Origin of the sequence: Parashewanella curva, assembly GCF_003675895.1 — a bacterium.
In the GTDB taxonomy this organism is placed as follows: domain Bacteria; phylum Pseudomonadota; class Gammaproteobacteria; order Enterobacterales; family Shewanellaceae; genus Parashewanella; species Parashewanella curva.
Window position 1 is genome coordinate 1 of record NZ_ML014814.1, and the last position, 23,530, is coordinate 23,530.

General features: G+C 39.5%; 22 protein-coding genes, 1 tRNA gene and 1 rRNA gene. 17 read left to right on the plus strand and 7 right to left on the minus strand.

Annotation, left to right across the window (positions count from 1 at the left end; all coding sequences use genetic code 11):
* The first annotated feature begins 234 nt into the window (after positions 1-234).
* The 6 genes from rrf (at position 235) to D5018_RS16600 (ending at position 4,105) form a co-directional block, all read left to right on the plus strand.
* Positions 235-350: ribosomal RNA gene (rrf, locus tag D5018_RS16575) — 5S ribosomal RNA — on the plus strand.
* Between the two features lie 127 nt (positions 351-477).
* Positions 478-554, plus strand: a tRNA-Asp gene (locus D5018_RS16580).
* A 641-nt stretch (positions 555-1,195) separates the two neighbouring features.
* Positions 1,196-2,269, plus strand: a complete 1,074-nt coding sequence (locus tag D5018_RS22285) for a hypothetical protein (protein ID WP_121840110.1) — start codon at positions 1,196-1,198, stop codon at positions 2,267-2,269.
* Positions 2,270-2,322: 53 nt separating this feature from the next.
* Entirely contained in the window at positions 2,323-2,571 is a 249-nt protein-coding gene (locus tag D5018_RS22290) for a hypothetical protein (protein WP_121840111.1), read from the plus strand.
* A 53-nt stretch (positions 2,572-2,624) separates the two neighbouring features.
* The gene (gene rnm, locus D5018_RS16595; protein ID WP_121840112.1) at positions 2,625-3,488 is read left to right on the plus strand and encodes an RNase RNM; all 864 of its coding nucleotides are present in this window, start codon (positions 2,625-2,627) and stop codon (positions 3,486-3,488) included.
* Positions 3,485-4,105 (plus strand): L-threonylcarbamoyladenylate synthase, encoded by a 621-nt coding sequence (locus D5018_RS16600; RefSeq protein WP_121840113.1) that lies wholly within the window; start codon positions 3,485-3,487, stop codon positions 4,103-4,105. The genes rnm and D5018_RS16600 overlap by 4 nt, the downstream gene beginning before the upstream one ends.
* A gap of 82 nt (positions 4,106-4,187) precedes the next feature.
* On the opposite strand, the gene D5018_RS16605 is transcribed toward D5018_RS16600, so the two are convergent.
* A complete protein-coding gene (locus tag D5018_RS16605) occupies positions 4,188-4,613 on the minus strand; it encodes a hypothetical protein (protein ID WP_121840114.1) in 426 nt (141 codons plus the stop codon).
* 392 nt (positions 4,614-5,005) lie between these two features.
* Between D5018_RS16605 and D5018_RS16610 the strand changes: the two genes are divergently transcribed.
* Genes D5018_RS16610 through rluB form a run of 3 tightly spaced genes read left to right on the plus strand, consistent with a single transcriptional unit; the run spans position 5,006 to position 7,272 of the window.
* A complete protein-coding gene (locus tag D5018_RS16610; RefSeq protein WP_121840115.1) occupies positions 5,006-5,794 on the plus strand; it encodes a segregation and condensation protein A in 789 nt (262 codons plus the stop codon).
* Between the two features lie 13 nt (positions 5,795-5,807).
* Positions 5,808-6,401 carry an SMC-Scp complex subunit ScpB gene (scpB, locus tag D5018_RS16615; RefSeq protein ID WP_121840116.1) on the plus strand — a complete coding sequence of 198 codons (594 nt, stop codon included), beginning with the start codon at positions 5,808-5,810 and terminating at the stop codon, positions 6,399-6,401.
* The gene (rluB, locus tag D5018_RS16620; RefSeq protein WP_121840117.1) at positions 6,394-7,272 is read left to right on the plus strand and encodes a 23S rRNA pseudouridine(2605) synthase RluB; all 879 of its coding nucleotides are present in this window, start codon (positions 6,394-6,396) and stop codon (positions 7,270-7,272) included. Before scpB ends, rluB begins: the two co-directional genes overlap by 8 nt.
* A gap of 91 nt (positions 7,273-7,363) precedes the next feature.
* Here rluB and D5018_RS16625 read toward each other — a convergent pair whose 3' ends face one another.
* Complete coding sequence (locus D5018_RS16625) at positions 7,364-8,101, minus strand: YciK family oxidoreductase (protein WP_121840118.1); 738 nt, start codon at positions 8,099-8,101, stop codon at positions 7,364-7,366.
* Between the two features lie 259 nt (positions 8,102-8,360).
* On the opposite strand from D5018_RS16625, the gene D5018_RS16630 reads away from it, so the two are divergent.
* The 3 genes from D5018_RS16630 to D5018_RS16640 all read left to right on the plus strand — a co-directional run bounded on the left by D5018_RS16630 (position 8,361) and on the right by D5018_RS16640 (position 13,190).
* Positions 8,361-11,051, plus strand: coding sequence for a VolA/Pla-1 family phospholipase (locus tag D5018_RS16630; RefSeq protein WP_121840119.1), 2,691 nt, complete (start codon positions 8,361-8,363; stop codon positions 11,049-11,051).
* 88 nt (positions 11,052-11,139) lie between these two features.
* Positions 11,140-12,153, plus strand: a complete 1,014-nt coding sequence (gene sohB, locus D5018_RS16635; protein WP_165905089.1) for a protease SohB — start codon at positions 11,140-11,142, stop codon at positions 12,151-12,153.
* A 122-nt stretch (positions 12,154-12,275) separates the two neighbouring features.
* The gene (locus tag D5018_RS16640; RefSeq protein ID WP_121840121.1) at positions 12,276-13,190 is read left to right on the plus strand and encodes an AEC family transporter; all 915 of its coding nucleotides are present in this window, start codon (positions 12,276-12,278) and stop codon (positions 13,188-13,190) included.
* Positions 13,191-13,235: 45 nt separating this feature from the next.
* Here D5018_RS16640 and D5018_RS16645 read toward each other — a convergent pair whose 3' ends face one another.
* Entirely contained in the window at positions 13,236-14,984 is a 1,749-nt protein-coding gene (locus D5018_RS16645) for a hypothetical protein (protein ID WP_121840122.1), read from the minus strand.
* Between the two features lie 179 nt (positions 14,985-15,163).
* Positions 15,164-15,589 (minus strand): ferric iron uptake transcriptional regulator, encoded by a 426-nt coding sequence (gene fur, locus D5018_RS16650; RefSeq protein ID WP_121840123.1) that lies wholly within the window; start codon positions 15,587-15,589, stop codon positions 15,164-15,166.
* A gap of 235 nt (positions 15,590-15,824) precedes the next feature.
* On the opposite strand from fur, the gene D5018_RS16655 reads away from it, so the two are divergent.
* Positions 15,825-16,577: an NAD-dependent deacylase gene (locus D5018_RS16655; RefSeq protein ID WP_121840124.1), complete on the plus strand. Its 753-nt coding sequence runs from the start codon at positions 15,825-15,827 to the stop codon at positions 16,575-16,577.
* On the opposite strand, the gene bioA is transcribed toward D5018_RS16655, so the two are convergent.
* Positions 16,574-17,899, minus strand: coding sequence for an adenosylmethionine--8-amino-7-oxononanoate transaminase (bioA, locus tag D5018_RS16660; protein WP_121840125.1), 1,326 nt, complete (start codon positions 17,897-17,899; stop codon positions 16,574-16,576). The genes D5018_RS16655 and bioA overlap by 4 nt on opposite strands.
* Positions 17,900-17,997: 98 nt before the next feature.
* Between bioA and bioB the strand changes: the two genes are divergently transcribed.
* The 4 genes from bioB to bioD are packed head-to-tail and all read left to right on the plus strand — an operon-like array spanning position 17,998 to position 21,763.
* Entirely contained in the window at positions 17,998-19,050 is a 1,053-nt protein-coding gene (gene bioB, locus D5018_RS16665; RefSeq protein ID WP_121840126.1) for a biotin synthase BioB, read from the plus strand.
* 14 nt (positions 19,051-19,064) lie between these two features.
* Positions 19,065-20,309 (plus strand): aminotransferase class I/II-fold pyridoxal phosphate-dependent enzyme, encoded by a 1,245-nt coding sequence (locus D5018_RS16670; RefSeq protein WP_243637457.1) that lies wholly within the window; start codon positions 19,065-19,067, stop codon positions 20,307-20,309.
* A complete protein-coding gene (gene bioC / locus D5018_RS16675; protein ID WP_121840127.1) occupies positions 20,299-21,072 on the plus strand; it encodes a malonyl-ACP O-methyltransferase BioC in 774 nt (257 codons plus the stop codon). The genes D5018_RS16670 and bioC overlap by 11 nt, the downstream gene beginning before the upstream one ends.
* A 4-nt stretch (positions 21,073-21,076) precedes the next feature.
* A complete protein-coding gene (gene bioD, locus D5018_RS16680; RefSeq protein WP_121840128.1) occupies positions 21,077-21,763 on the plus strand; it encodes a dethiobiotin synthase in 687 nt (228 codons plus the stop codon).
* Here bioD and D5018_RS16685 read toward each other — a convergent pair.
* Together D5018_RS16685 and D5018_RS22040 are read right to left on the minus strand one after the other, a co-directional pair.
* Positions 21,732-23,267, minus strand: coding sequence for a hypothetical protein (locus D5018_RS16685; RefSeq protein ID WP_133309320.1), 1,536 nt, complete (start codon positions 23,265-23,267; stop codon positions 21,732-21,734). The two genes, bioD and D5018_RS16685, sit on opposite strands and share 32 nt — an antisense overlap.
* Positions 23,268-23,325: 58 nt before the next feature.
* Positions 23,326-23,530, minus strand: a 205-nt coding sequence (locus D5018_RS22040; RefSeq protein WP_207819356.1) for a hypothetical protein, incomplete at its 5' end; no start/stop codon positions are given.

Here is a 23,530-nt window from a genome sequence, read left to right on the forward strand (position 1 = left end):
AATGGGTTTTATAACTTGCTAAACCTTAGTAAGAATACGACGTACTTAGTAAAGTCGAGAACAAGATTAACTCAGCTTTCTGAATTAAGAAGATTGGTTAAAAGACGCAGGAAATTGTTTGGCTGACAAAGCCGTGACGAGCGAAGCGCGGAGTGTACTTTAAGTACATGAGCACTAGAGCGAGGAAACAATGCCGTCAGACGGACAATTAACCAGTCCAATATACAGAATTTGTCTGGTGACAATAGAGCTGTGGCCCCACCTGAATCCATCCCGAACTCAGAAGTGAAACGCAGCCTCGCCGATGGTAGTGTGGGGTTTCCCCATGTGAGAGTAGGTCATTGCCAGACGCCAAATTTATCTAGTTGTGCTTGCAACTTTTGATATTTGCGATGCTCATGTACTAGCGTACACTGCGCTTCTCAATTCAAAATTTCCTTCCACAACCGATAAATCTACGACAGTAGATGAGAGTTTGGAGCGGTAGTTCAGTTGGTTAGAATACCGGCCTGTCACGCCGGGGGTCGCGGGTTCGAGTCCCGTCCGCTCCGCCAATACAACGAAGCCTCGTCAGAAATGACGGGGCTTTTTTGTGCCTGTAAGAAAAGCAAGAAAAGCAGAGGATCGGTAGTTCAGTTGGTTAGACTCTTTATTAGACCTCTGTTTAACAAGAGTCGGCCTGTCACGCCGGGGAGCGCGGGTTCGTTGTGTTGGCAAGCTAAGCATTATATTAAAAATTATTTATTTGCGGCTTCTAGACTCTAGCAACAAAATATATCAACTCTCACTATTTTGTTGTTATCAAATTGCTCGTAAAGTCTCACTGTCAATTACCGCTTAATTCACCTGAAGTCATTAGTGGGTATTCACTACTCAAAGTTACATTGACTAATGGGTGGTGGGATTATTGCTATTTAGTCAGAATAAAGGATGGTAATCCAACCACAATAACTCCATCACCAGATAATCATTGGTTCAAAGATATATTTGCGAATAAACATGCCGAGTCTTCTCATTTAGCAATACGCCAATATTTAGTCATTTTTTTTCCTCGTATGCGAGGAGATACTCAATGTTTAAGTAAACAGATTGGGTCATATATATATTTTATTTAGAGTCGAAACAACAGAAAGTTCAGGCTGAAATCAGTACACCGTCTGAACAAACTCCTCCTGCTTTCCCGCAATTTGAACAGATGGAGTTAAAGGGTTGCTTTTTACTTGATTTGAATAAGTATCCGGAAAAATTTCAGTTAACGAGATTTAAGCTTACCCCAAGTGTAAGTATCAACTCGTTTGATGTACCACCTAAATTATGCCAAAAAAAATGGCACACCGTGGTTCAGAAGAATAAAGTATGTTTATACCATGATAGAGCGATAAATCGAGTCTTTTCAAGTTGTCAAATCAGGGTAGATATTCCTGTCGATTCTTACTTCGAGTTAGTAAGTCTTCTCACACCGCTTTTATTTTCAAAGCATACCCCATTTACAAAATGGGAGTTAACTGAATTACCTAGGTTTTCAACTACTCATTATATTAATTTACCCATAATGCTTGATAAGAAAAGCTCAAAGATTAGTTGGTACACATTTAATAATATTGTCTGCTTTTTATGTCAAATCATTGAGGTTCTACTAGCTAGAGGTGTCAGGCCTTCTTCAGCTATTCGTGGAATTCAAAATCAAAAATTACCTTTTGTAGCTATGGTGCCGAAAGAAGGTGACAGAAATATAGCGTCTGAGTTTTTAGATACGATGATAGCTGCAATCAAACCTTATAATGCATCAGTTTTTTTGTTTTTTAACCCAGCAGACATACATCATAGGTATTGCTTGTCTTCTTTTTCTTTGAATTATTGTGCTGATCACTTAAACCGTTTGACACTCTCAATATGTCGGGCACAGGCTGATTTAAAGCAACATAAAGCTGATATTATCTCACTTGTTCATTATCTTCCTTCTAAACACTCTCGTGTTGTCATCGTTTATAATTTCATGATCCAACAACAGTCAGATAGAGAGTTCAATGGTTGGGTTATCTCAGGTACTTCTCATACTGGTAATTTTATTTATTGTAAAAACTTACGGATTGCGGAGGAACCATATGACGCTAGGTTAAGAATTGGCGATAAAATTAGAATTAGTGTCGCCCCCGAGGAAATAAACACTGCTTTATCACATCTATCATCGTTGCTGCTTTCAAGTGAGATTGCTATTCGATCATGGAAGGTGAGTATCATTGAAAAAGGGGAACCTGAAGATAGATAAAATCAATTAGGGCAAATAACTCTTTATATTAGTTTACGTGCCGCAACAGAGTCTTGGAAAACAGATTTTTCTACGCTTTGCACCTTTATATTGTCGATATTGAACAAACAGTTAAAGCTGCAAATTTTAAATCGGTTAAAGAACCTGTTACCGATGTGAGGCCTAAACACTGGGGCTGGGTATCATATCGTAATGATCGCTGTTCCAGCCGTAGTTCTGTAAATAATAGCTATTTATCAGATATGCCTTGTTCTCAAATCCTAGAGGCTGGAACTATGAAAATAATGGAAATGAAATCATAGCGGTTTTGTATTTACGGTATCTTTTCGTATCGGACTTCCAGTACAATGCTCATATGGAAATACAAGACTCCCTGATTGATTTACATTGCCATTCAACAGCTTCTGACGGACAACTAACTCCGCCTGAACTCATTTCAAGAGCAGTTGCGAATCAAGTTAATATCATTGCAATTACAGACCATGATACTGTCGCTGGCTTACCGATGGCTCATGGATATATTGCTGCACAGAATTTACCCATTAAACTAATAAATGGTGTAGAAATCTCAACTAACTGGAAGAATCATGACATTCATATTGTCGGGTTGAATATTGATCCAACATGCCCAGAACTCGAAAACTTTTTAAGTACACAGCGAGAGTTGAGAAATGAGCGCGCTGCAGAGATAGGTCGTAGACTTGAAAAAGCCGGTGTCTTAGGGGCTTATGATGGTGCCAAGTCATACGCTGGAGGCGCAGCATTGAGTCGTGGTCATTATGCGAGATGGCTTGCGGATAATGGCTATGCAAAATGTGTGGGCAGTGTTTTTAAAAAGTATATGTCAAAAGGGAAGACTGGTTATGTTCCTAATAATTGGCAGAGTATCGAAAAAGCTATATCAATAATTCACCTAGCGGGTGGGCAAGCTGTGTTGGCACACCCAAGTGGTTATAAATTTTCTGCAAAATGGTTACGGCGTTTAGTTAGAGAGTTTAAAGAAGCCGGTGGTGATGCTATTGAAGTGGTATTAGGTCAACAGTCTCTAAACGATAGAGCAAATTTAATTGCGTTGAGTCATCAAAATGAATTGATGGGCTCTCTTGGTAGTGATTTTCATTTCCCCGGTGGCTGGTTAGATCTTGGAAAAAACATGTATCAGCCCAAGGGTGTTAATTGGATTTGGGAATCGGAAAAGTGGAAGAGCAACATAGCATGAGTCAATTTTTTTATATACACGATGAAAACCCCCAGCCCCGCTTAATTAGTCAAGCTGTGCATATTATTCAACAGGGTGGGGTGATTGTTTACCCAACCGATTCGGGGTATGCCTTAGGTTGCATGATAGGTAATAAAGATGCCATGAGCCGCATTACTCGAATTCGCCAAATTGAGCACGATCATCATTTTTCATTAATGGTTCGTGATTTGTCAGAGCTTGCTACTTATGCAAGGGTGGGTAATCAGGCATATCGTTTGATAAAGTCTTGTACGCCAGGGCCATATACCTTTATTTTTAAAGCAACCAAAGAAGTGCCAAGACGTCTGCAATCGGCTAGAAAGAAGACTATTGGGCTTCGTGTTCCACAAAATGTAATTGCATTAGCTTTACTTGAAGCACTCGATGCACCGCTGATGTCGACCAGTTTAGTTATGCCAAATGAAGACTATACCGAATCTGATCCAGAAAATATCAGGGATATGCTGGAGCATCAGGTTGATTGTATTATTCATGGTGGATATTTAGCTGAAAACCCGACTACAGTTGTTGATATGTCAGAGGATAATTATCAAGTAGTACGACAAGGTGCAGGAGATTCAAGTATTTTTGAATAGTATCTTGATACTACACTCACAAGGTGAGTGTAGTTAATGCAATTTATTAGCAAACCTCAACAGCACAACCTCTTATGCAATTTTAACCTTTGCCTTTAACCCAAGGTACACACTTATTGTAGCCACATTTCAATCCAAGTTTGTCTTCGGCTGCTCCGTCATATATAGCTTTATTCGTTTCTAGATTTGTCACAGTTACATTAATCACTGTGTCTTTATCAAAAGTGTAATACACATACATACCTTGATGAGACACTGTTATATTTGGAGTCACTTTTTTACCATCAATTTTTACTTCTAAATCAGCTGTTTTATTTGGATTTGATATGGGTATGCAGGACACGAAAGTACCTTTATGTTGCTTAGCATACTTACAAAACGCTCTTGCAGATTTGAAGTTTACAAAGTTGCTAGATGGTGTCGCAATCTCTTGGGCGCTGGTTGCTGCAACTTGATAAAAAGGGCTGAGTAGAATAAACAGAGCACTCGGAATTAATTTGTTGATCATGATATTTACTCCCGTATTGATGTATTGAAAGACGGTCGTATTGCTTTGATCTTTCCGTGCAATGAGTAGCAATATCCTATTGTGTAGCTTTGTGCCTCTTGTTTGCGATATTGTTGAACATTGCTTCTTGCACAAAGAGTTAGAAGTAGGACTCATCTTATTATTCAATATGTGCAAAGAATTCAATAATCGATTTCATTGGTTGTTCAGTGGTAGTTAAGATAAACCTTTTAAGGAATACTTTCTGTCTTGAGGTTCGGTTTAGCATATTGCAATAAACATCAATCATGAGATAACTCCACATCTAAGTATTTTCCGATAGATAACCTAGCTCTATATGGATATAATCAAAGCCTATATGGATGTAGCTATTGTCTAATTGAGGAAAACAAATGCAGGTATCTCAACAGAGTTTGCCCTTGGCTATCGTTCGAGGTAAAAATTTTGATGAAATACCAGCCGATTTATTTATTCCTCCCGAAGCTCTTGAGGTATTTTTAGAAGCTTTTGAAGGGCCTTTAGATTTACTTTTGTATTTAATTCGAAAACAAAAACTTGATATTGTTGATCTGCCGATAAATGAGATCACCTCTCAATATCTTGAGTATATAGAATTACTCACAGATGCTCGCATAGAATTAGCCGCTGATTATTTAGTAATGGCTGCTACACTCGCTGAGATAAAGTCTAGATTGCTTTTACCTAAACCAGAGCTTGACGACGATGATGACGAAGACCCAAGGGCTGAGCTTATCCGTCAGTTAAAAGCTTATGAGGCTATTAAGCAAGCATCGAGTGAGATTGATAATTTACCTAGGCTAGAACGAGATTTCTTTATTTCCAGTATTGAGCCTGCCAATGATGTTGAAGTCAAACAGGTTCCACCGGAGGTATCGTTAACTGAGCTTGCCAGAGCATTTGCTGATGTTTTAAAGCGTATCGAAGCCAATGAACATCATCATGTGCAAAAAGAAGTATTATCTACTCGGGAACGCATGGTTGAAATTCTGGGTAAGCTGAGTACAGAGCGTTACACTCAGTTCCAAGAGTTGTTTGATATTGAAGAGGGACGTGCAGGAGTTGTTGTTAGTTTCCTAGCCATTATGGAGCTAGTGAAAGAGTTGTTAGTCGAGCTGGTCCAAACAGAGCCGCTATCCACCATTTATGTTAAAGCTTACTAGGTGAGAACAATAAATGAAGATCAATGAGATACAACTCAAACAACTTATTGAAGCCAGCCTTTTTGTGAGTTCAAAACCACAAACAGTGACTCAATTGAAAGACAGCGTATTAGCTGACTTTATAGTGTCACGAGATAGGATCAAAACCGCTGTTGATGAATTGCAGCAAGAGTACCAAGAGCGTGGCGTACAGCTTGTTAAAGTGGCGGGTGGTTTTAGGTTTCAAACGGCTGAGTTTCTTAGTCCTTTGTTACAAAAGGTTTTGGAACAGAAATCACCGAAATATTCCAAAGCAACAATGGAAACAATCGCGGTAATAGCTTACCAACAACCAGTCACCCGTGGAGACATAGAAAAGGTTAGGGGCGTTGCAGTCAATAGCCATATAATGAAAACACTAATGGATAGAAAGTGGGTAAAAACGATAGGACACAGAGAGGTGCCAGGGCGTCCAGCTCTGTATGCAACTACAACTGAGTTTCTATCTTATTTTGGGCTTAACAGCCTGACTGAATTACCACAGTTATCCGATCCAGAATCATTACAGGCATTATTTAATTCAGAAGTAAATGTGCCTGAAACAATAGAAGAGTCAACTAATGAGTGAAAAATTGCAGAAAGTCTTGGCCCGTGCAGGCCATGGCTCCCGTCGTGAGATGGAGGCATGGATTGCTGCAGGTCGAGTTAGTATTGACGGAGAAATTGCGACTATCGGCGACAGAGTGGAAGCTGATGCCAAAGTAAGAATTGATGGCCGTGTCGTTTCGATTAAATCATCAGAAGAAGTGATTTGTCGTGTTCTGGCGTATCATAAACCAGAAGGCGAAATTTGTAGCCGTAAAGATCCTGAAGGGCGTACAACTGTTTTTGAACGCTTACCAAGAGTGCGAGATGGTCGTTGGGTCGCGGTTGGCCGTTTGGATATAAACACTTCAGGTTTGTTGCTGTTTACATCTGATGGAGAACTGGCGAATCGGTTAATGCATCCATCTCACGAAATTGAGCGTGAATACGCAGTGAGAACCTTTGGTGAAGTGACTGATGCTAATGTGCAGCGCCTTCGTATGGGCGTAACGCTAGAAGATGGCCCAGCACATTTTGATAGAGTGAAAGCTGCTGGTGGTGAAGGGATTAACCAATGGTGGCATGTAACCCTGAAAGAAGGTCGAAACCGAGAGGTTAGACGTTTATGGGAGTCACAAGAAGTTCAGGTTAGTCGTTTGATACGAGTGCGCTATGGTATGATAGAGCTACCTAAAAGCTTGCCGCGTGGTGGATGGGTAGAGTTACCGCTTGAGCAAGTGAATTATTTAAGGCAAATGGCTGGGTTAGAACCAGAAAATCGAACTTTTTTAGGTACTGACAAACATAGCACGGATAGAGCTAAAAAAGTAAAAAGTGCTAAAATCCGTCGAGCGGTAAGAAAACACAGTACTGTTTCAAACGCTAGAAAAAAACCGTCAAGACAACGTAGTTAAATTCCGGTTAAATTGATTTTACATTAACGGGAAATTAAAAATACTTAATTAAAAAGGAGCTAAATGGCTCCTTTTTTATTGTCTGAAAAGATTACTGAGCGTTTAACTCTTGACCGTTGATCTCTTTCGAATCGTCTGCCATTAAGTATAAATACGTCGGCATAATTTCTTCTGGTGTTTTAAGAGTGAGCGGATCTTCACCTGGATAAGCTTTAGCTCTCATTTCTGTTCGAGTTGCGCCAGGGTTAATTGAGTTTACACGTACTACAGAATTCTCACATTCATCTGCCAATACCTGCATCATCCCTTCTGTCGCAAATTTAGAAATAGCATAAGGCCCCCAATATGCACGGCCTTTACGACCAACACCACTTGAAGTAAATACAATCGAAGCAGAGTCAGATTTACGCATAACAGGTAACAAGGATTTTGTAACCATGATTTGAGAAGTCACATTGATTTTGAAAATATCTTCAGCTGTTGGGATATCTATGTGCTCAAAAGGGCCTAAAGCGCCAACAATACTGGCGTTGTGAAGTAATCCGTCTAGCTTACCGAATTGTTCTTCAATGGTATCCGCCATGTCTTTATAATTTTGTTCTGTTGCACCTTTTAAATCTAGCGGAATGATTGCTGGTTGTGGGTAACCGGCTTGCTCAATCTCATCATAAACGTGCTCAAGTTTTTTTACTGTTCGACCCAATAAAATTACAGTCGCACCATACTGGGCATACTTTATTGCCGCTGCTCTGCCGATGCCAGATCCTGCGCCTGTAACCAGAATTACTTTCCCTGAAAGTGAATTTTGTTCTGCTTGGTATTCTAACATTTAATACTGCCTCCAATTATAAAGAATGCCCGCCTGTTAAACGTTTGACGGAAGAGTCTAGTTCTGTTTTAAACAGGTGTCTTGTTTTTTTAACGTAATTAGATTCAGCCAAATTGACAAAATTATGGCTAAGCTATTAATTTTGGGTTAACTTGATCCACTAAAGAACAAAAAAATGCCCATTTGAATCACGATGTTACTATTGTGACTTTTTTTTGGGAAAAACAAAATTCGTTCTCTTAATTTTTGAGGAAAAAAGATGAAAAAACTATTACTTGGCACAGTAATAGCGTCAGCATTAGGCCTTACTGCGTGTGGTGAGGGAAGTATTGACGATATTGCAAAGAATCCTACTCCACTGATCCCACAAGCCACAGTAGTATTTAATCCTACGAGTTCTTCTGTCCCGCTCCCAAATGATTTACTGTTTAATGGCAGTACTGATGGCACTTTAAACATGCCAGGAGAAGGGCCTGGAAAATATACCAATCCACAGGTTGCTTTGGGAGCGCTTGATGGTTGGTCAACAACGCAACCTATTAACATTAAAGTTAACCTTCCTACTAAAAACAAAAAAGGTGAAGCTGTTACATTAGGTATCTCTGAAGCGTCTGTTAAGCAAGCTGGTGCTGTTCGAGTGTTTGAAGCAACCGTAGGCGGTGTTTTATCTTCTGATCAAAGCTGTAAAACTAAGCCATCTCTTTCAGCGTGTAAGGTAGGGGCTGAATTACAGTATGGCACGGACTTTACAACAGTTGTGTCAGGCAACCAAATATCGGTAGTGCCACTCAAGCCTCTTAAAGCTAATCAATCTTATCTATATGTTGTAACTGATAAAATTGAAGATACTGAAGGCCGCGCCATTGGCTCATCTAGCACTTACAATGCATTAAAGCTTGATGTGGAGACAAATCCATTAGGCACAGATCAGCAGCGTGCTCTACAAGCTGTAGTTAACAGTTATGAGAAAGGTGTATCAAAGGAAGTTGAATCAAACTCCATCATCTACTCTGGCTTATACACGACTCAATCTATCGCTAACGTGTTTGAAACAGCCAAGGCAAAAATGGCAGCTGATTTTCGAAGCTATAACCAAGAGCTATTGGATTATGCACAAGACTTTGAGCCCACTCCTGCATTCTTAGCATCTTTAAGAAAGAAATACCCATATGCTCCGACCGTCGTACCAGGCAGCGTTAAGCAAGTATTGAATGATGACGATACTCCTTCAACTGCCGCTGATAGATTGCAAATAACTAATTTAGCTGAGAAAAACATATTAGATAATGCAATGGTGTACACGGCTAAACTTCAATTGCCTATTTATAGCGAGTGTTCATCTGTTGAGTGTAAGGAGCTTGATGCAGCTAAAAATCCAACAGGGTTCTGGAAGGCTGCCGGCGATAGCCCTCTAGCTGTGTTATCTGCATTGAAGGCTGGTACGCTTTCTCGAAATAATTTCGCTGCACAAGCTGAGAAGCAAGGCCTAACCGCTGAGCAAGTGACTCAAGTTCAAACGAATCCATCTCTTCTTGTGGGTAGAACGTTCAAACTTGATAATGGCAAAGCTGTTGATGAAGTGCAAATGCTGACCAAGTTCAACCCATTACCTGCAATTCGTAAAGATGATAAAGGTAACTTGGAATATGAAACAGTAGATGTGCAAATAACCATTCCTAAAGAAAGTGCTGATATGAAGATCCCTGCTAAGGGCTTCCCTGTAACAATTGCATTGCACGGGATTTCTGCGGTAAAAGAAATGGCATTAGTGTACTCAGGTACTTATGCTGCACAAGGCGTTGCTACAATCGCGATTGACTTACCATTACACGGCGGTCGTTCATATCGTGACGGTGACTCTGGTCCGTATACTGTGAGTGCAACGGCAAAAGATAGTGTTAGGAAGCTGCTACCTGATACTTTTGATAATTTTAACGGCTCTGCAACTACCTTTGTAAATATTGGTAGCCCTTTGACCATTCGTGATAATTTCCGTCAAGGAATCATGGATGAGTTGGCATTACGTTTAGCGTTGCCTGTTATTTCGAAGCAGCTTAAACACGCCAATAGTGCATGGGCAACCAATGATGCCGTTAAAACAGTATTGGATGTTGATGGTGTAACTGCTCAAGGCTTGAGTTTAGGTGCTATGATTGCTGCGGATTTCAGTGTGTATGCTAATTCTGGTATCGTAAACCCTGCTACAGGTAAGAAGCTTGAAACAAACCCGTACACTACAAGTGCAGTATCTTTAGTTGCACCAAGTGGTGGATTAGCTGCAAGTTTTGCTGGTTCAAACTCCTTTGGCCCAGTTTTGTATAAAGCACTTCAGTCTAACCCTCAATTCACTAAGTTAGTTACTGATGCAGCTAAAGCTAAGAATATCTCTAAAGATGATAACCCTCAAGCTTATGAAGCATTACAACGTCAAGTGTATGTAGGCTTTATTCCACAATTTGGTTTTGCCGTACAAACCATCATCGATTCGATAGACCCCATCAACTATGGTGCGGCTCTAAAGAGTTTCCCAACTCATTTAATTGAAATTGTGGGTAATGGTAATGACAATCCTGCTGATCAGGTATTACCTAACCGTTTCAATGGTTTACCAATCGATAAAGATGTTGTTTTGCCGCTTAAAGGATTCCCTCTAGCTGGAACAGAACCATTGATCAGCGCTATTGGCTTGAAGTGTGTAAGCAAGAAAGGGACTGATGAGGATGGGCCTGTAAGAGTCGACGGTAGCGGTGCAGTGCGTTTTGTTAAAGGCGCGCACAGCACGTTAGTTAATCCATCAAGCCCATTTAACTCAACTCAGCCTAATCTTGATTTCTTCCCTGTTGCGGTAGAGATGCAAACTCAAGTAATTAGCTTCGCTAAAAGTGCTCATGCAGGTAAGCCACAGATCGTTATTAACAGTGGCGATGATGTGATTAAGCCTTGTGAGTAAATCTTAAATTAAATATTTATAAGCCCAGCAGATGCTGGGCTTTTTTTGTTACAATCGAAATTAAAATTTTTGACTCTTGGAGCTATCTTTGGAATTTCTATACGAATACGGATTATTTCTCGCTAAGGCTGTGACTTTAGTGGTGGCAATTGTTGCAGTTATTTTGGTTGTCGTTGCTTCATCGACTAGACATAAAGCTGAAAAAGGTGAACTTAAGATCACCAATGTTACAGCCAAATTAGAAGAGCTTGTGCACGGCTTAAAAGAAGAGCTCCTTGATAAAAAGGCTTACAAAGCTTATGAAAAAGAGCTTAAAAAACAAGAAAAAGCAAAGTCAAAGCAAGAGGGTGAACCAAAACCTAAAAGCTTTGTTATCGACTTTAAAGGTAGTATTGATGCCCATGAAGTGGAGTCTCTAAGAAAAGAGGTTAGTGCGGTTCTTGCTATAGCCACAAAAGAAGATGAAGTAATTGTCAATGTCGAAAGTGGCGGTGGCATGGTTCACGGTTATGGCTTAGCTTCAAGTCAGTTGGACAGAATTCGCCAAGCGGAAATTCCATTAACTGTTTGTGTGGATAAAGTAGCTGTCAGTGGCGGCTATATGATGGCTTGCGTGGCTAACAAGATTTATGCCGCTCCATTTGCAATCGTTGGTTCAATTGGCGTTGTGGCTCAGCTTCCAAACTTTAACCGTTTGCTTAAAAAACACGATATTGATTATGAACAACACACTGCAGGCGACTTTAAACGTACGTTAACTGTATTTGGTGAAAATACAGAAGAAGGTCGTCAAAAGTTCCAGCAAGAAATTGAAGAAACTCATGTGTTATTTAAAGAGTTTGTAGCGCAATATCGTCCAGAGTTATCTTTAGAAAAAGTAGCAACAGGCGAGCATTGGTTTGGTAAACAAGCGCTTGAATTGGGATTGATTGATGACATTCGTACCAGTGATGATTTGATCATGAAAAAAGCCCAAGAAAGAGATGTTTATAAAGTTCAGTACCAAATTAAGAAAAAATTGGCTGATAAGTTTGCTCATGGTGCTTCGCTTACTTTAAATGCGATTGTTAATCGACTAGCCGAAAAAAATCGTCCTGTATAATCATTTCTGTTATCCAGTTAAAACCTTTTTGGTTGGATTTTAACTATACTCATTACGGCCTCTAGGCTGCAACTAACTTAGTTGCAGCCTAGTTTCTGTTTTTCTATAGCAAATGGTGTTATATGCTATCTTCAACAATTCTACCTTTACTTATTGTTATTAGCTTGGGGTACGTTACCACCAAATTAAAGTATTTTGATGAAGCTGGTATCAAAGCCATTACTCGTTTGTTTTTTTATATCTGTATTCCAGCTTTATTATTCAGCCATATGGCTACAGCAGATGTTTTGCATATAGCGAATACAAAGGTGTTGTTAGCCTTTTACGTTTCCATGACGATATCTTTTGGCCTTTATTTCATTGTTTGTCGTTATATTAAACGAACAAAAGCAGAAAGTGCTGTATCGGCTTTAGGCGCGAATTATTCAAATGTGCTCTTAGTTGGTTTGCCTGTTATCTTAATCGTGTTGGGGCAAGAATGGGCTGCTGAAGTTTTTGTGGTGATATTATTTCACAGTTTATATTCCTTCACTGTAACCTATTTCTTCGTTGCAGATCGAGGTGACACGGCGTTTTCAACGGTAGGTAAAATAGCGAAGTCCGTATTCTGTAACCCTGTGGTTTTAAGCATTAGCTTGGGTGCTCTATTCAGCGTGTTGAAAATTCCATTGCCTAATGTGATTGAAACATCTTTAGAGTTAATTTCAAGCTCTGCTATTGCTGGTGGACTATTTGTTTTGGGAGCCAATCTTTATCTATTACAAGATAAGTGCAACTTCAATACATCCATTGCACAATCTCTATTTAAGCTGTTTGTATTACCAACGATTGTTTATTTGGCATCGACCCATGTATGGCCAATTGATAATGAACACAGATTGATTCTAGTCATCTTGGCAGGCTCCCCGGTTGGAGTGAATGCTTACTTGTTAGCGCATAATTCAAAAATATTGGAAGCAGAAATTGCAGGTTCAGTGTTTATTTCAACTTTATTATCCATGTTTAGCTTTAGTTTTTGGTTAGCTATTTTGCTATAGCTGGATTAAATGGTAATGACCACTATCTCATTTATTACTCTGGTATCACTTTAATAACACTTCTGCATGTTGGAATAGAAAATAAGTCAGTTTAAGTTTTTGTTGAATATTTAATTGATTCCATTCAGTTAGTTCTACAGACTCGTAAGTTGCTTTTGCGCTGCTCCAGAGTTCTGAGTATTGTGGATTTTCAGGTTCAAGTTCTCCATTAACATAAGTTAGCGTTGAGCAGAAAAGAGGAGGAGTACACCAGTCTGTATACGGTGTCTGTTTTCCGCTATATATTTTTGCAGCATGAGAAATTATTTTTTGATACTCGCATTCGACTATAGCGTCAACATCTCTAATAGAAAAAGCCTTTTTATTGTCAAATTGGTATACATAAGCAAAAAAAATGATCCCCTTTATTAGGGCGTCACTCATTACTAGGCTTTGTCTCTCTGGTACTTCTTCCCAAGTATCTAATGTTGTTTCAAATAATTCAGTGAGGCTAAGAACGTAATCTTCGGAATACTGAAAATCAGATACATGATAGATTGACCTCTTTTTATTTTCCCCACTATCGTGAAACCAGAAAAATAATAAGGTTTCGTTAATTTGTTGTAATTCTGGCGATAACTTAGGTTCGATAACTAGGTGGTAGCCTCTGCAAACATTAAAACTTCTTTCGTCTGGTATATGTGATTTTATGAGTAAGTCGTGCTGTTTATCATGGAACGGAGGATAGCTACATGGGTGATACATGCCGTGAAGAAATAATATTGGTGCTCTTACTAATGACACTGGAACAAAAGGAGTAAATGAAAAGTGGGTTATTTCAGGTATTGAAAATTCCTCGAAGCTGTAAAAATAGATTTTTAGCTCAGAACTTTCATTTAACAGTTCAAGCCCAGAGTGCTCAAATAAGTCTTTATCTATGTAAATAAGGCTCAAGGGGTTATCTGGGTCAAAGTCGATGTTAGTTAGATTGGATACGTTTTGTAATCTATTTTTGAACTCATTAAGAGTTGAAGGAGCGGTACCTAAGCATCTCTGGTGGATAATATCATCAATGGAAAGAAAATCAGGTATATTTCTATCTATATCTAGCTTTAAAAGTGCATCATCCCATTGTTTTTTTTCGTGTGCGTAGCGCATATAAAAGAATTGCTGCATTAGCGGAAATTTAAGACATAGCCTTAAGGATTCTAAGTAAGGGGAGTTTTTTGCTTGAGTCTTAATGATTGCTTTTTTGAAATTTTCTAATCCCAACCTATCACCATGTTTCAGTGTTTTGACCTGTAAGTACTGATCTATCTCAGTTATCATTTGACTGAAAGTATGGTTAATTCCAACCATAGGCAAAGGGCAACCGGATTTAAGTTTTTTTACGCATAACTTTCCAAACTGCAGAAATAAGTCATCTTCATGCCTTAACACTATTTTTGTGATAAATTTTCTTGGTTGCCACAGTGCAGGATTGTTTCCTCCCATAACCTGCGTAACCGTCTTCATTATTGTTCTTTCTGTTTTAAAAGTTGGGTTAGCTTGCTTTGTTGTTTCTGCTTTTACGTTAACTACTTTTGAAGATACTTTATAAGCAGGCGTTTTTATTTGTGAACTATCAGCATGCCTGCTTCGGTGGACAGCAGTGATAGGCGAGCCTGAATGAAATTGCTCGACGGGCTGACTTAAAGCGTCAGTTGGACGCAATTGGTAGCGTTCTTGTCTGTTAGCTGCACTATTAGTGTTTAAGGGGCTACGCAAATATCTTACAGCTTCAAGCATTGAAGTGATAAGAGGAAATCTAATCATGAACAAAAAAGTTACTATCACGGTTGATGTAACTGATTTTATCAAAAAGATATTTAGTATTGCGTTAAGGTTTATTTATGTTGCTAAGGAGTAATAGCATTTGATGAGGGAAATAACAATTAGAACCAGCAGTTATACAGGCTCTAATTGTATTTACTGAAGCTTTAAATATAAAATGACTAACCGTGGTCACACTCATCGTTAGTACAATGACCATATAGGTATAAACTGTGGTTAGTTAACTTGATATTATATTTTTCAGCGATCTCAAGTTGACGTTGTTCGATAAGATCATCATTAAATTCAAAAACCTTACCGCACGAAAGGCATACTAAATGATCATGGTGATGCTGGGTCGCTAACTCAAACACTGACTTACCACTTTCAAAGTGATGTCGGGTAACGATCCCTGCATCGTCAAACTGGTTCAGAACACGATAAACTGTCGCCAGTCCAATTTCTTCACCAATTTCAAGTAATCGTTTATATAAGTCTTCAGCACTGATGTGTTGATTTTCAGGTTCTTGCATCAACTCTAAAATTTTAACTCTTGGCAGAGTAACTTTTAGTCCAGCTTTTTTTAGGGCTTGATTTCCATCTGTCATCGTTAATCTCTTGATTGCAGAACCATACGGTTCATCCGTGGGTATTAGATTTATTATAAAGACAAAAATAAAAACTTAAACCTTTCTATTCCTCCACTGGTTAATTTAGTTTGTTTTTTTAGTTTTTAATGATAGTTTGGATTTAATTTCAACAATATAGCCTTTAGAAAAATATGGGTATTAAGGATAAATACCTATAAATAATAAGGACATTTATAAAATAAGAGGAGGTTAAATGAATACCGACTTCCGTAATGCAAACATTGTTGTGCTTACTGGTGCTGGAATTTCTGCCGCATCTGGTTTGAGTACCTTTAGAGATCAAGGTGGCTTATGGGATAAGTATCCTGTTGAGGATATTGCTTCTCCAGAGGGTTATCGAAGAGATCCTGAATTGGTTGAATCATTTTACAATGCTCGACGCGCACAATTAGACGCTCCTGATGTTGCGCCCAATACGGCTCATTTTGCTCTAGCAAAACTTGAACAGGAACATCAAGGGCGTTTATTTTTAGTGACTCAAAATGTCGATGATCTTCATGAAAGGGCTGGCTCTAATCAAATTTTGCATATGCATGGTGAGCTTAGAAAAGCTTGTTGTCCAGTAACCATGCAACCATTTTTTATGTCTCAGCCTTTCGCTGCTGATAATTTGTGTCAATGCTGTGACCAGCCACAAAGACTTCGCCCCAATATTGTGTGGTTTGGCGAGATGCCAATTGGTATGGGACAAATTGAACGTGCTATTACTGAATGTGATTTATTTATTTCGATTGGTACATCAGGAACGGTATACCCTGCGGCTGGTTTCATGCGGTTAGCGAAAGCTTTTGGTGCTAAAGCGATAGATATTAACCTTGAACCTAGCTATAGCTCACCATTCGATACTCACTTGCAAGGTTGTGCAACTCAACAGGTTCCCAAGGTGGTTGAATCAATTTTGAGTGGGGAACCTATTGAGATTAGTACTGAAGAAGCACTAATTTAGCCATGACTTAAAAAATGTTGAGTAGAGGTGATGTTTTCTTCACTCAACATTTTGGCCACTTGCTTCATTGCTGTTGTTAGTTTCGTTAGTTGTGATTTCGAAATGATGTATGGCGGCATAATATAAATGACACTGCCAAATACTCGAATCCAAACACCTAGCTCAAGAAAATGAGGTTGTAATATAGCCGCAGATAAAGAACGGTTGATTTCTATAACGCCTGTCGCTCCCAACACTCTGACATCTTTTACTGCTGAAAATTGCTTTGCCTCAGCCAGCTCTTCTTTCAGTTGAGTTTCGATTGAAGCCACTTGATCTTGCCATTCATTGCTATTAATCAGCTCTAGACTTGCATTTGCTGCTGAACAGGCAAGAGGGTTAGCCATAAAGGTTGGACCATGCATAAAGACGCCTGCAGGAGAGTCGCTGATACCAGCAGCAACTTCATCGGTACACATCGTTGCCGATAGGCTGATGTAACCACCTGTTAGGGCTTTGCCGACACAAAGTAAGTCTGGAGTCACATTCGCATGCTCATAAGCGAACAGCTTACCCGTTCGACCGAAGCCAGTAGCAATTTCGTCTATGATCAATAAAATTTCAAACTCATCACAGAGTTTTCTTACACCCGCTAGATAATCAGGATGATAAAAGTACATTCCTCCAGCAGCTTGATGGATAGGCTCAAGAATCATTGCAGCTAAGCTTTGATGGTGCTCTTCAAAGGAGCTTCTGAGCTTAGCGAGATCTGAGGTGACATTAGTATTGTCGTCAAAACTGCTGGTGGGAGATGGTGTGAATACCTGCTTAGGCAGAATTGCATCAAACATAGTATGCATACCATTGTCAGGGTCGCATACACTCATGGCGGCAAAAGTATCGCCATGATAGCCATGTTTAATAGTCGCAATTTGTTGTTTGTTCGGTTTACCTCGACCTTGCCAATATTGAATTGCCATCTTCAATGACACTTCGACGGCAATAGAACCAGAGTCAGCAAAGAAAACTTTAGTTAACGGCTCACAAGTCATTTCGACTAATTGCTTAGCTAAACTAACCGCTGGTTCGTGAGTGATCCCGCCAAACATCACATGAGGTAAGGTTTCAAGTTGCTGCTTCATGGTTGAGATAATGTGTTCATTGCCATAACCATGAACACATGACCACCAAGAACTTGTCCCATCAATTAAGCGTTGACCGTTTTCTAATATCAACTCACATTCTTGGGCTGATTGAACACCAGTTACAGGGAAAGGGTGTTTCATAGAAGTGTATGGATGCCAGATATGCTGTTGATCGAAAAGATAATCAATTTTGCTCATAAATTAACCAATAGTAAATCGTTGCCACTGGTTGGCGTTGACAGGATAAGGGTGAACGCTATCCTAGCGGAGAACTCAACGAAATAAAAGGGCTTGCTATGTCGCAGTTAGAATGTCGCAACGATTGGAAAAAGGAAGAAATTGAAGCGTTATTTCAATTGCCTATGAATGATTTGCTTTTTAAAGCTCATTCAATTCACCGTCAGACTTTTGATCCAAACGAAATCCAGATCAGTCGTTTATTATCGATCAAAACAGGTGCTTGCCCTGAAGACTGCAAATATTGCCCACAAAGTGCTCGTTATGATACTGGCTTAGAAAAAGAGCGCTTAATGGCGATGGAAACCGTATTAACCGAAGCTAAGAGTGCAAAAGCTGCTGGTGCTACTCGTTTTTGTATGGGCGCCGCTTGGCGTAACCCTCGAGAGCGCGACATGCCCTATTTGACTCAAATGGTTAAAGAAGTAAAAGGCATGGGGATGGAAACCTGTATGACTTTAGGTATGTTATCGCCAGATCAAGCCAGTGAACTTGCCGATGCAGGTTTGGACTATTACAACCATAACCTTGATACTTCACCTGAATACTATGGTGACGTAATCACCACTCGCACATATCAAAATCGCCTAGATACCCTTGATAATGTTCGTGCCGCTGGCATGAAAGTCTGCTCAGGCGGTATTGTTGGTATGGGTGAAAAAGCCAAAGACAGAGCAGGGTTATTACAACAGCTGGCTAATTTAGACAAGCATCCAGAATCAGTGCCTATCAATATGCTAGTTAAAGTTTCAGGTACGCCATTTGCTGAACTTGATGATCTTGACCCTCTAGAGTTTGTTCGCACTATCGCTGTGGCTAGAATTTTAATGCCATTGTCTCGTGTTCGTTTATCCGCGGGGCGTGAAAACATGACCGATGAATTACAAGCCATGTGCTTCTTTGCTGGTGCAAACTCAATTTTCTATGGTTGTAAGCTTCTGACTACGCCAAACCCTGAAGAAAACCATGATATGACCTTATTCCGCCGATTAGGGTTAAAGCCTGAGCAAGGCGCAGCGGCCAAATTGGAAGATGATTCCAGCATGCTTGAAAAGGCGGTAGCTAACCGTGATAAAGCAGAAATGCAATTTTACGATGCAGCTGCGCTGTAATTGAGACAAAGCATATGCCTTCAAAGTCCATGTATTCAAAGCTCAGCGCCAAACTCACTGCAAGCTTGGATCAGAGAAAACAAGCTAACTTGCTGCGTGAGCGGCAGTTGGTTGATGCGGTTTATGGTTCGCATATTCACATTGATGGCAAAGAATACATTAATTTCAGTAGCAATGATTATCTAGGGCTAAGACAGACATCAGAGCTAATTAAAGCCCAGCAACAAGCAGCAAAAAAATATGGGGTTGGCAGTGGCTCTTCTCCATTGGTGACAGGTTACAGTCAAGCACATCAAGACTTAGAGCAATATCTTTGTGAGTTGACAGGTCATCATGCGGCGATGGTTTTTACCTCAGGCTTCAGCGCCAATCATGGCTTGATGTCGGCTTTGTTTGATAAGTCAGATGTGGTGGTGGCGGATAAACTTATCCACGCTTCCATGATTGATGGTTTGAGGCATTCCGTAGCAAAGTTAAAACGCTTTAAGCATAACTCTGTAACCGATGCTGAGCGTTTATTAGCAAGTAGTGAAGTAACGGCTTTAGTCACAGAAAGTGTGTTCAGCATGGACGGTGATTGTGCGCCTTTGCAAGCGTTATCCGATCTTTGCCAGAAGTATAATGTTCCTCTTATTGTTGATGACGCTCATGGCTTTGGTGTGTTGGGGCAAACCATAGGCTGTGCAGCTAAAAAACTTAATATTGATATTCAAATTGTCACCTTTGGCAAAGCCTTAGGATGTCAAGGTGCAGCTATATTGGGTAGTCGACAATTGATTGATTATCTCAGCAATCACTGTCGAGATTATATTTACTCAACGGCATTACCCCCAACCAGTGCTGCTGTTGCTCTAAAGGCTGTGCAATTGGCTGTGACTGAGTCACAACGTCAAACAGCATTATTTGAAAATATTGAGTATTTTCGTCAAAGAGCAGGTCAGCTTGAGTTGCCAATATTAGATTCATCAACCCCAATTCAAGGCATTAAAATTGGTGAGCCAGAGCAAACATTACAATTGGCAAATTTAATGAAGCAAGATGGGCTGTGGGTAGGCGCTATTCGTTCACCGACAGTGCCAGTTGGTACTGATAGACTGAGAGTGACGATTACAGCACAACACTCAAGATCAGATATTGATACTTGTATCGAAGCTTTATCCAAGAATCATAAACAATTAACACAAGCTGCTATTCATCATGGTGAGCAAATGTTAGCAAAGGGAAATGGGTTAGCAGAAGGAAGTGATTATGCTAGCTGAGCGTTGGATCACCGAGCCAAGTGCTTTTGTTGAACTCAACAACGTAGAATCCGCTTTTTCAAAAGCAGCGAAAAGCTACCACCGACATAACGTGCTGCAACGATTCAGCAGTGATAGATTGCTCTCTAAAATTGAGTTAAAAGGTAGGGTTTTAGACTTAGGTGCAGGGCCGGGTACTAACTATCAAAGTTCAGGTGCTCAAGTCTTTTGTGTTGATATTGCACATACCATGCTGACAACTTTAAAGCAGAGTTATCCTCAATATCATGCGATTCAAGGTGATGCTCACAGCTTGCCTTTTCAAAGTAACTCGATTGATTTACTAATTTCAAATGTAGCTTTGCAATGGTGTCACGACTTTAAGCAAGCCATTACTGAAACGGCTAGAGTCATCAAAAAAAATGGTGAGTTGCACATCAGCATGGTTGCCAATGGCAGCTTAAATGAGCTGACTCAGCTTGGATTAAGAGCCAATGACTTCCTTAGCTTGAACGAATACGCATCAGCCTTTAAAGATGATGAATGGCGAGATATTGAAGTACTGGAATATCAAAAAGTGTGTTATTTCGATTCTTTTAAAGCATTACTTTATTCCATTAAAGGAGTCGGGGCATCCGTACCGAATAATCAATTGAATAATTCAGTGGCTTTGCGTGGTAGAGAAGATTGGATGAAGTTAGTCGAGCAAGCTGAATCACAACGAACGCCAAAAGGATTACCTTTGACTTATAACATTGTTCAAATTAGAGCGAAAAGGAAGTAATGACATGAAGTTTTTTGTTACGGGAACAGACACCGATAGTGGTAAGACGTTGGCTGCCTCAGCGATTTTAGTGGCTGTTAACAACTATGCTCGTAAGCAAAATAAAGCCATATCAACGCTAGGTATTAAACCTATTGCTTCTGGCTGTGAGCAAACAGAAAAGGGGTTAAGAAACAGTGATGCATTATCACTGATTTCAGCCATGAACTCAGAGGTTGAATACCAAACAGTAAACCCAATTCGTTTTGAGCCCGCAATCGCACCTCACATTGCCGCTAAACAAGTCGGTTTTGACTTAACCGCAGACAAGGTGGAAGCTGTTTTTCGTCAAATTCCACAAGCGGATTTTACGTTAATCGAAGGTGCTGGTGGTTGGCGATTACCACTCAATGACAATGAGTACTTATCGCAAGTTGTTGCTAAGCAAAAATTACCAGTGATTTTGGTTATTGGGATGAAGTTAGGTTGTTTGAACCATGCGATGTTAACTCATGAATCCATTTTAGCTTATGGGTTGGAGATTGTTGGTTGGGTAGCGAACCATGTTGATCCTGATATGTTGCAAAAACAAGAAAACTTAGCCTTTCTTAAACAAACGATAAAAGCCCCGTTTTTGGGCGAAATACCGTTTTTAGAAGATGCAACTGCCGACGTCGCCGCTAAGAGCTTGGATGTGTCTGTTTTGGTGTAGCTAACAAATCAGCAACGCTACCATTTCGATCTGACATCTTGGTAAAATCGATTTCATCTTTTAACGTTTCTAAGTGCTGCATTAATGTCTTATGTTGCTTATTTGGTTTTCTAAGCAATGTTAAAATACCATCGGCATTTTTTAATATAATGTCTTTTTTTACGGACGTTTCGAGTGGTGATATATAACGACAGAAAAGAGAAGAGAAAACTTCTGATGTTCTTTCAAATGAGGAGTAATTTAACCAATCAGATGCGCACTCAATTTGCTTACAAACAGGCAACTTTGTGCACATTGTAAGCAAGTCTTTTAATAGATCTTGCTGTTTGTTGTGTTCATAATGTTCATAGCATGTTGCAATTGCTACTTTAAAGTTTTTTGCAGTCGCTAACTGTTTGTATTCTGTTAGCCCATCAAACAATGTCATTCTAGTTATTGAATCAAGATTTAACTTAACGATTTGTCGCTCGCAAAAATCGCTAGGTAGTAAACTGTTAAACTCTTCTGACTCTACTAGTGGTTGAACACTGCAGAGGTTAATCAACGCCATAAAATCTGCTTCTGGGAGCACTTTTACCAAGTGTATCGTCACAGGCTGTAATTTAGGGGAAAATAAAAATTTATTGAAATCTTCTTTAACCAACTCAGTTTTATTGTATTTTAAAAATTCAACTAGAGTTTCAGTCGATACTGTTTGATATAGCTTTTCTTTAGCAAAAGCAGATAATCTAGGATATATAAGCTTCAAAAGGTTTGTATCGACATTACAAAAAAAAGAGTCTGTTTCTACTAAATGTAGAAGGGCTATACCGTACTGAGAAAAGACTTCATTATGTTTCAATAAACCGCATTTAATTGAGTTAGGTAAGAACGCTAATTGTGCGCTTTTTTCATCATTGGAAAATTCACGTACTTTTGCGACCATAGGTTCTTCTCCTAATCTTGTAAGGCACGGAATAAGAACATATTGACTATTTGGTTCATCTTGCCTCATGTAATCGTATATTTCTTTGAAGTGGCCGAATGCACTTAATGGAAAAATAGGAGTCAATTCATCTTTCCTTGGTACCTGAATACACTTGCTAAAAAGAACAATATCCTTACTGGTTATGAGTTGCTCCAATATCCAGCCAAAAGTGTCACGAGGTAACTCTGACAGATATCTAGTGTTCCCTTTGGCTAATGCATGCTTGAAGTGACTATAGTTTTTTTTGACAAATACATCACATACACACCAACTCGGCATTGTCGAACATTCAGCCTGTTTGAGTACATCGGTTTTTTGCTCATCTAGAAGCAATTGAAAGAGCTCTGCTACTTTAATGTGATTTTTTTTCTCTTCTTTGACATATAGAGAGTCAAAAATTAGACTAATTTGCTCGTGGGGCAATCTTTGCAATATCGGTTTGACAGTCGCACAATCCACTTGAAGTAAAAAAGTGCTCGCTTGTTCTATTGTGATACATTCAAAGAGTTGGTCGAAGCGGTTCTGGTAAAGTCTCATGAGTTGAGGCAACATGAAATTACACTGCGTTGCCTTAAAGATCCCTCATATTTCTAAATCAAATAATCCCAAAGACACTGCGGTAAATACGATGATTTTTAAGGTAACGATAAAAGTTTTCCATTAATGGAAGCGCCCATTCTTCCAGGGCAAGATCGCGAATGTTTTTTGAGCAATTGTAAACATAAATTTGACCGTGAATACGGTTTGTGATCTTATACTTCCTTTTGCGGAAGTACACCATGAATTTAGACTTATTCTTT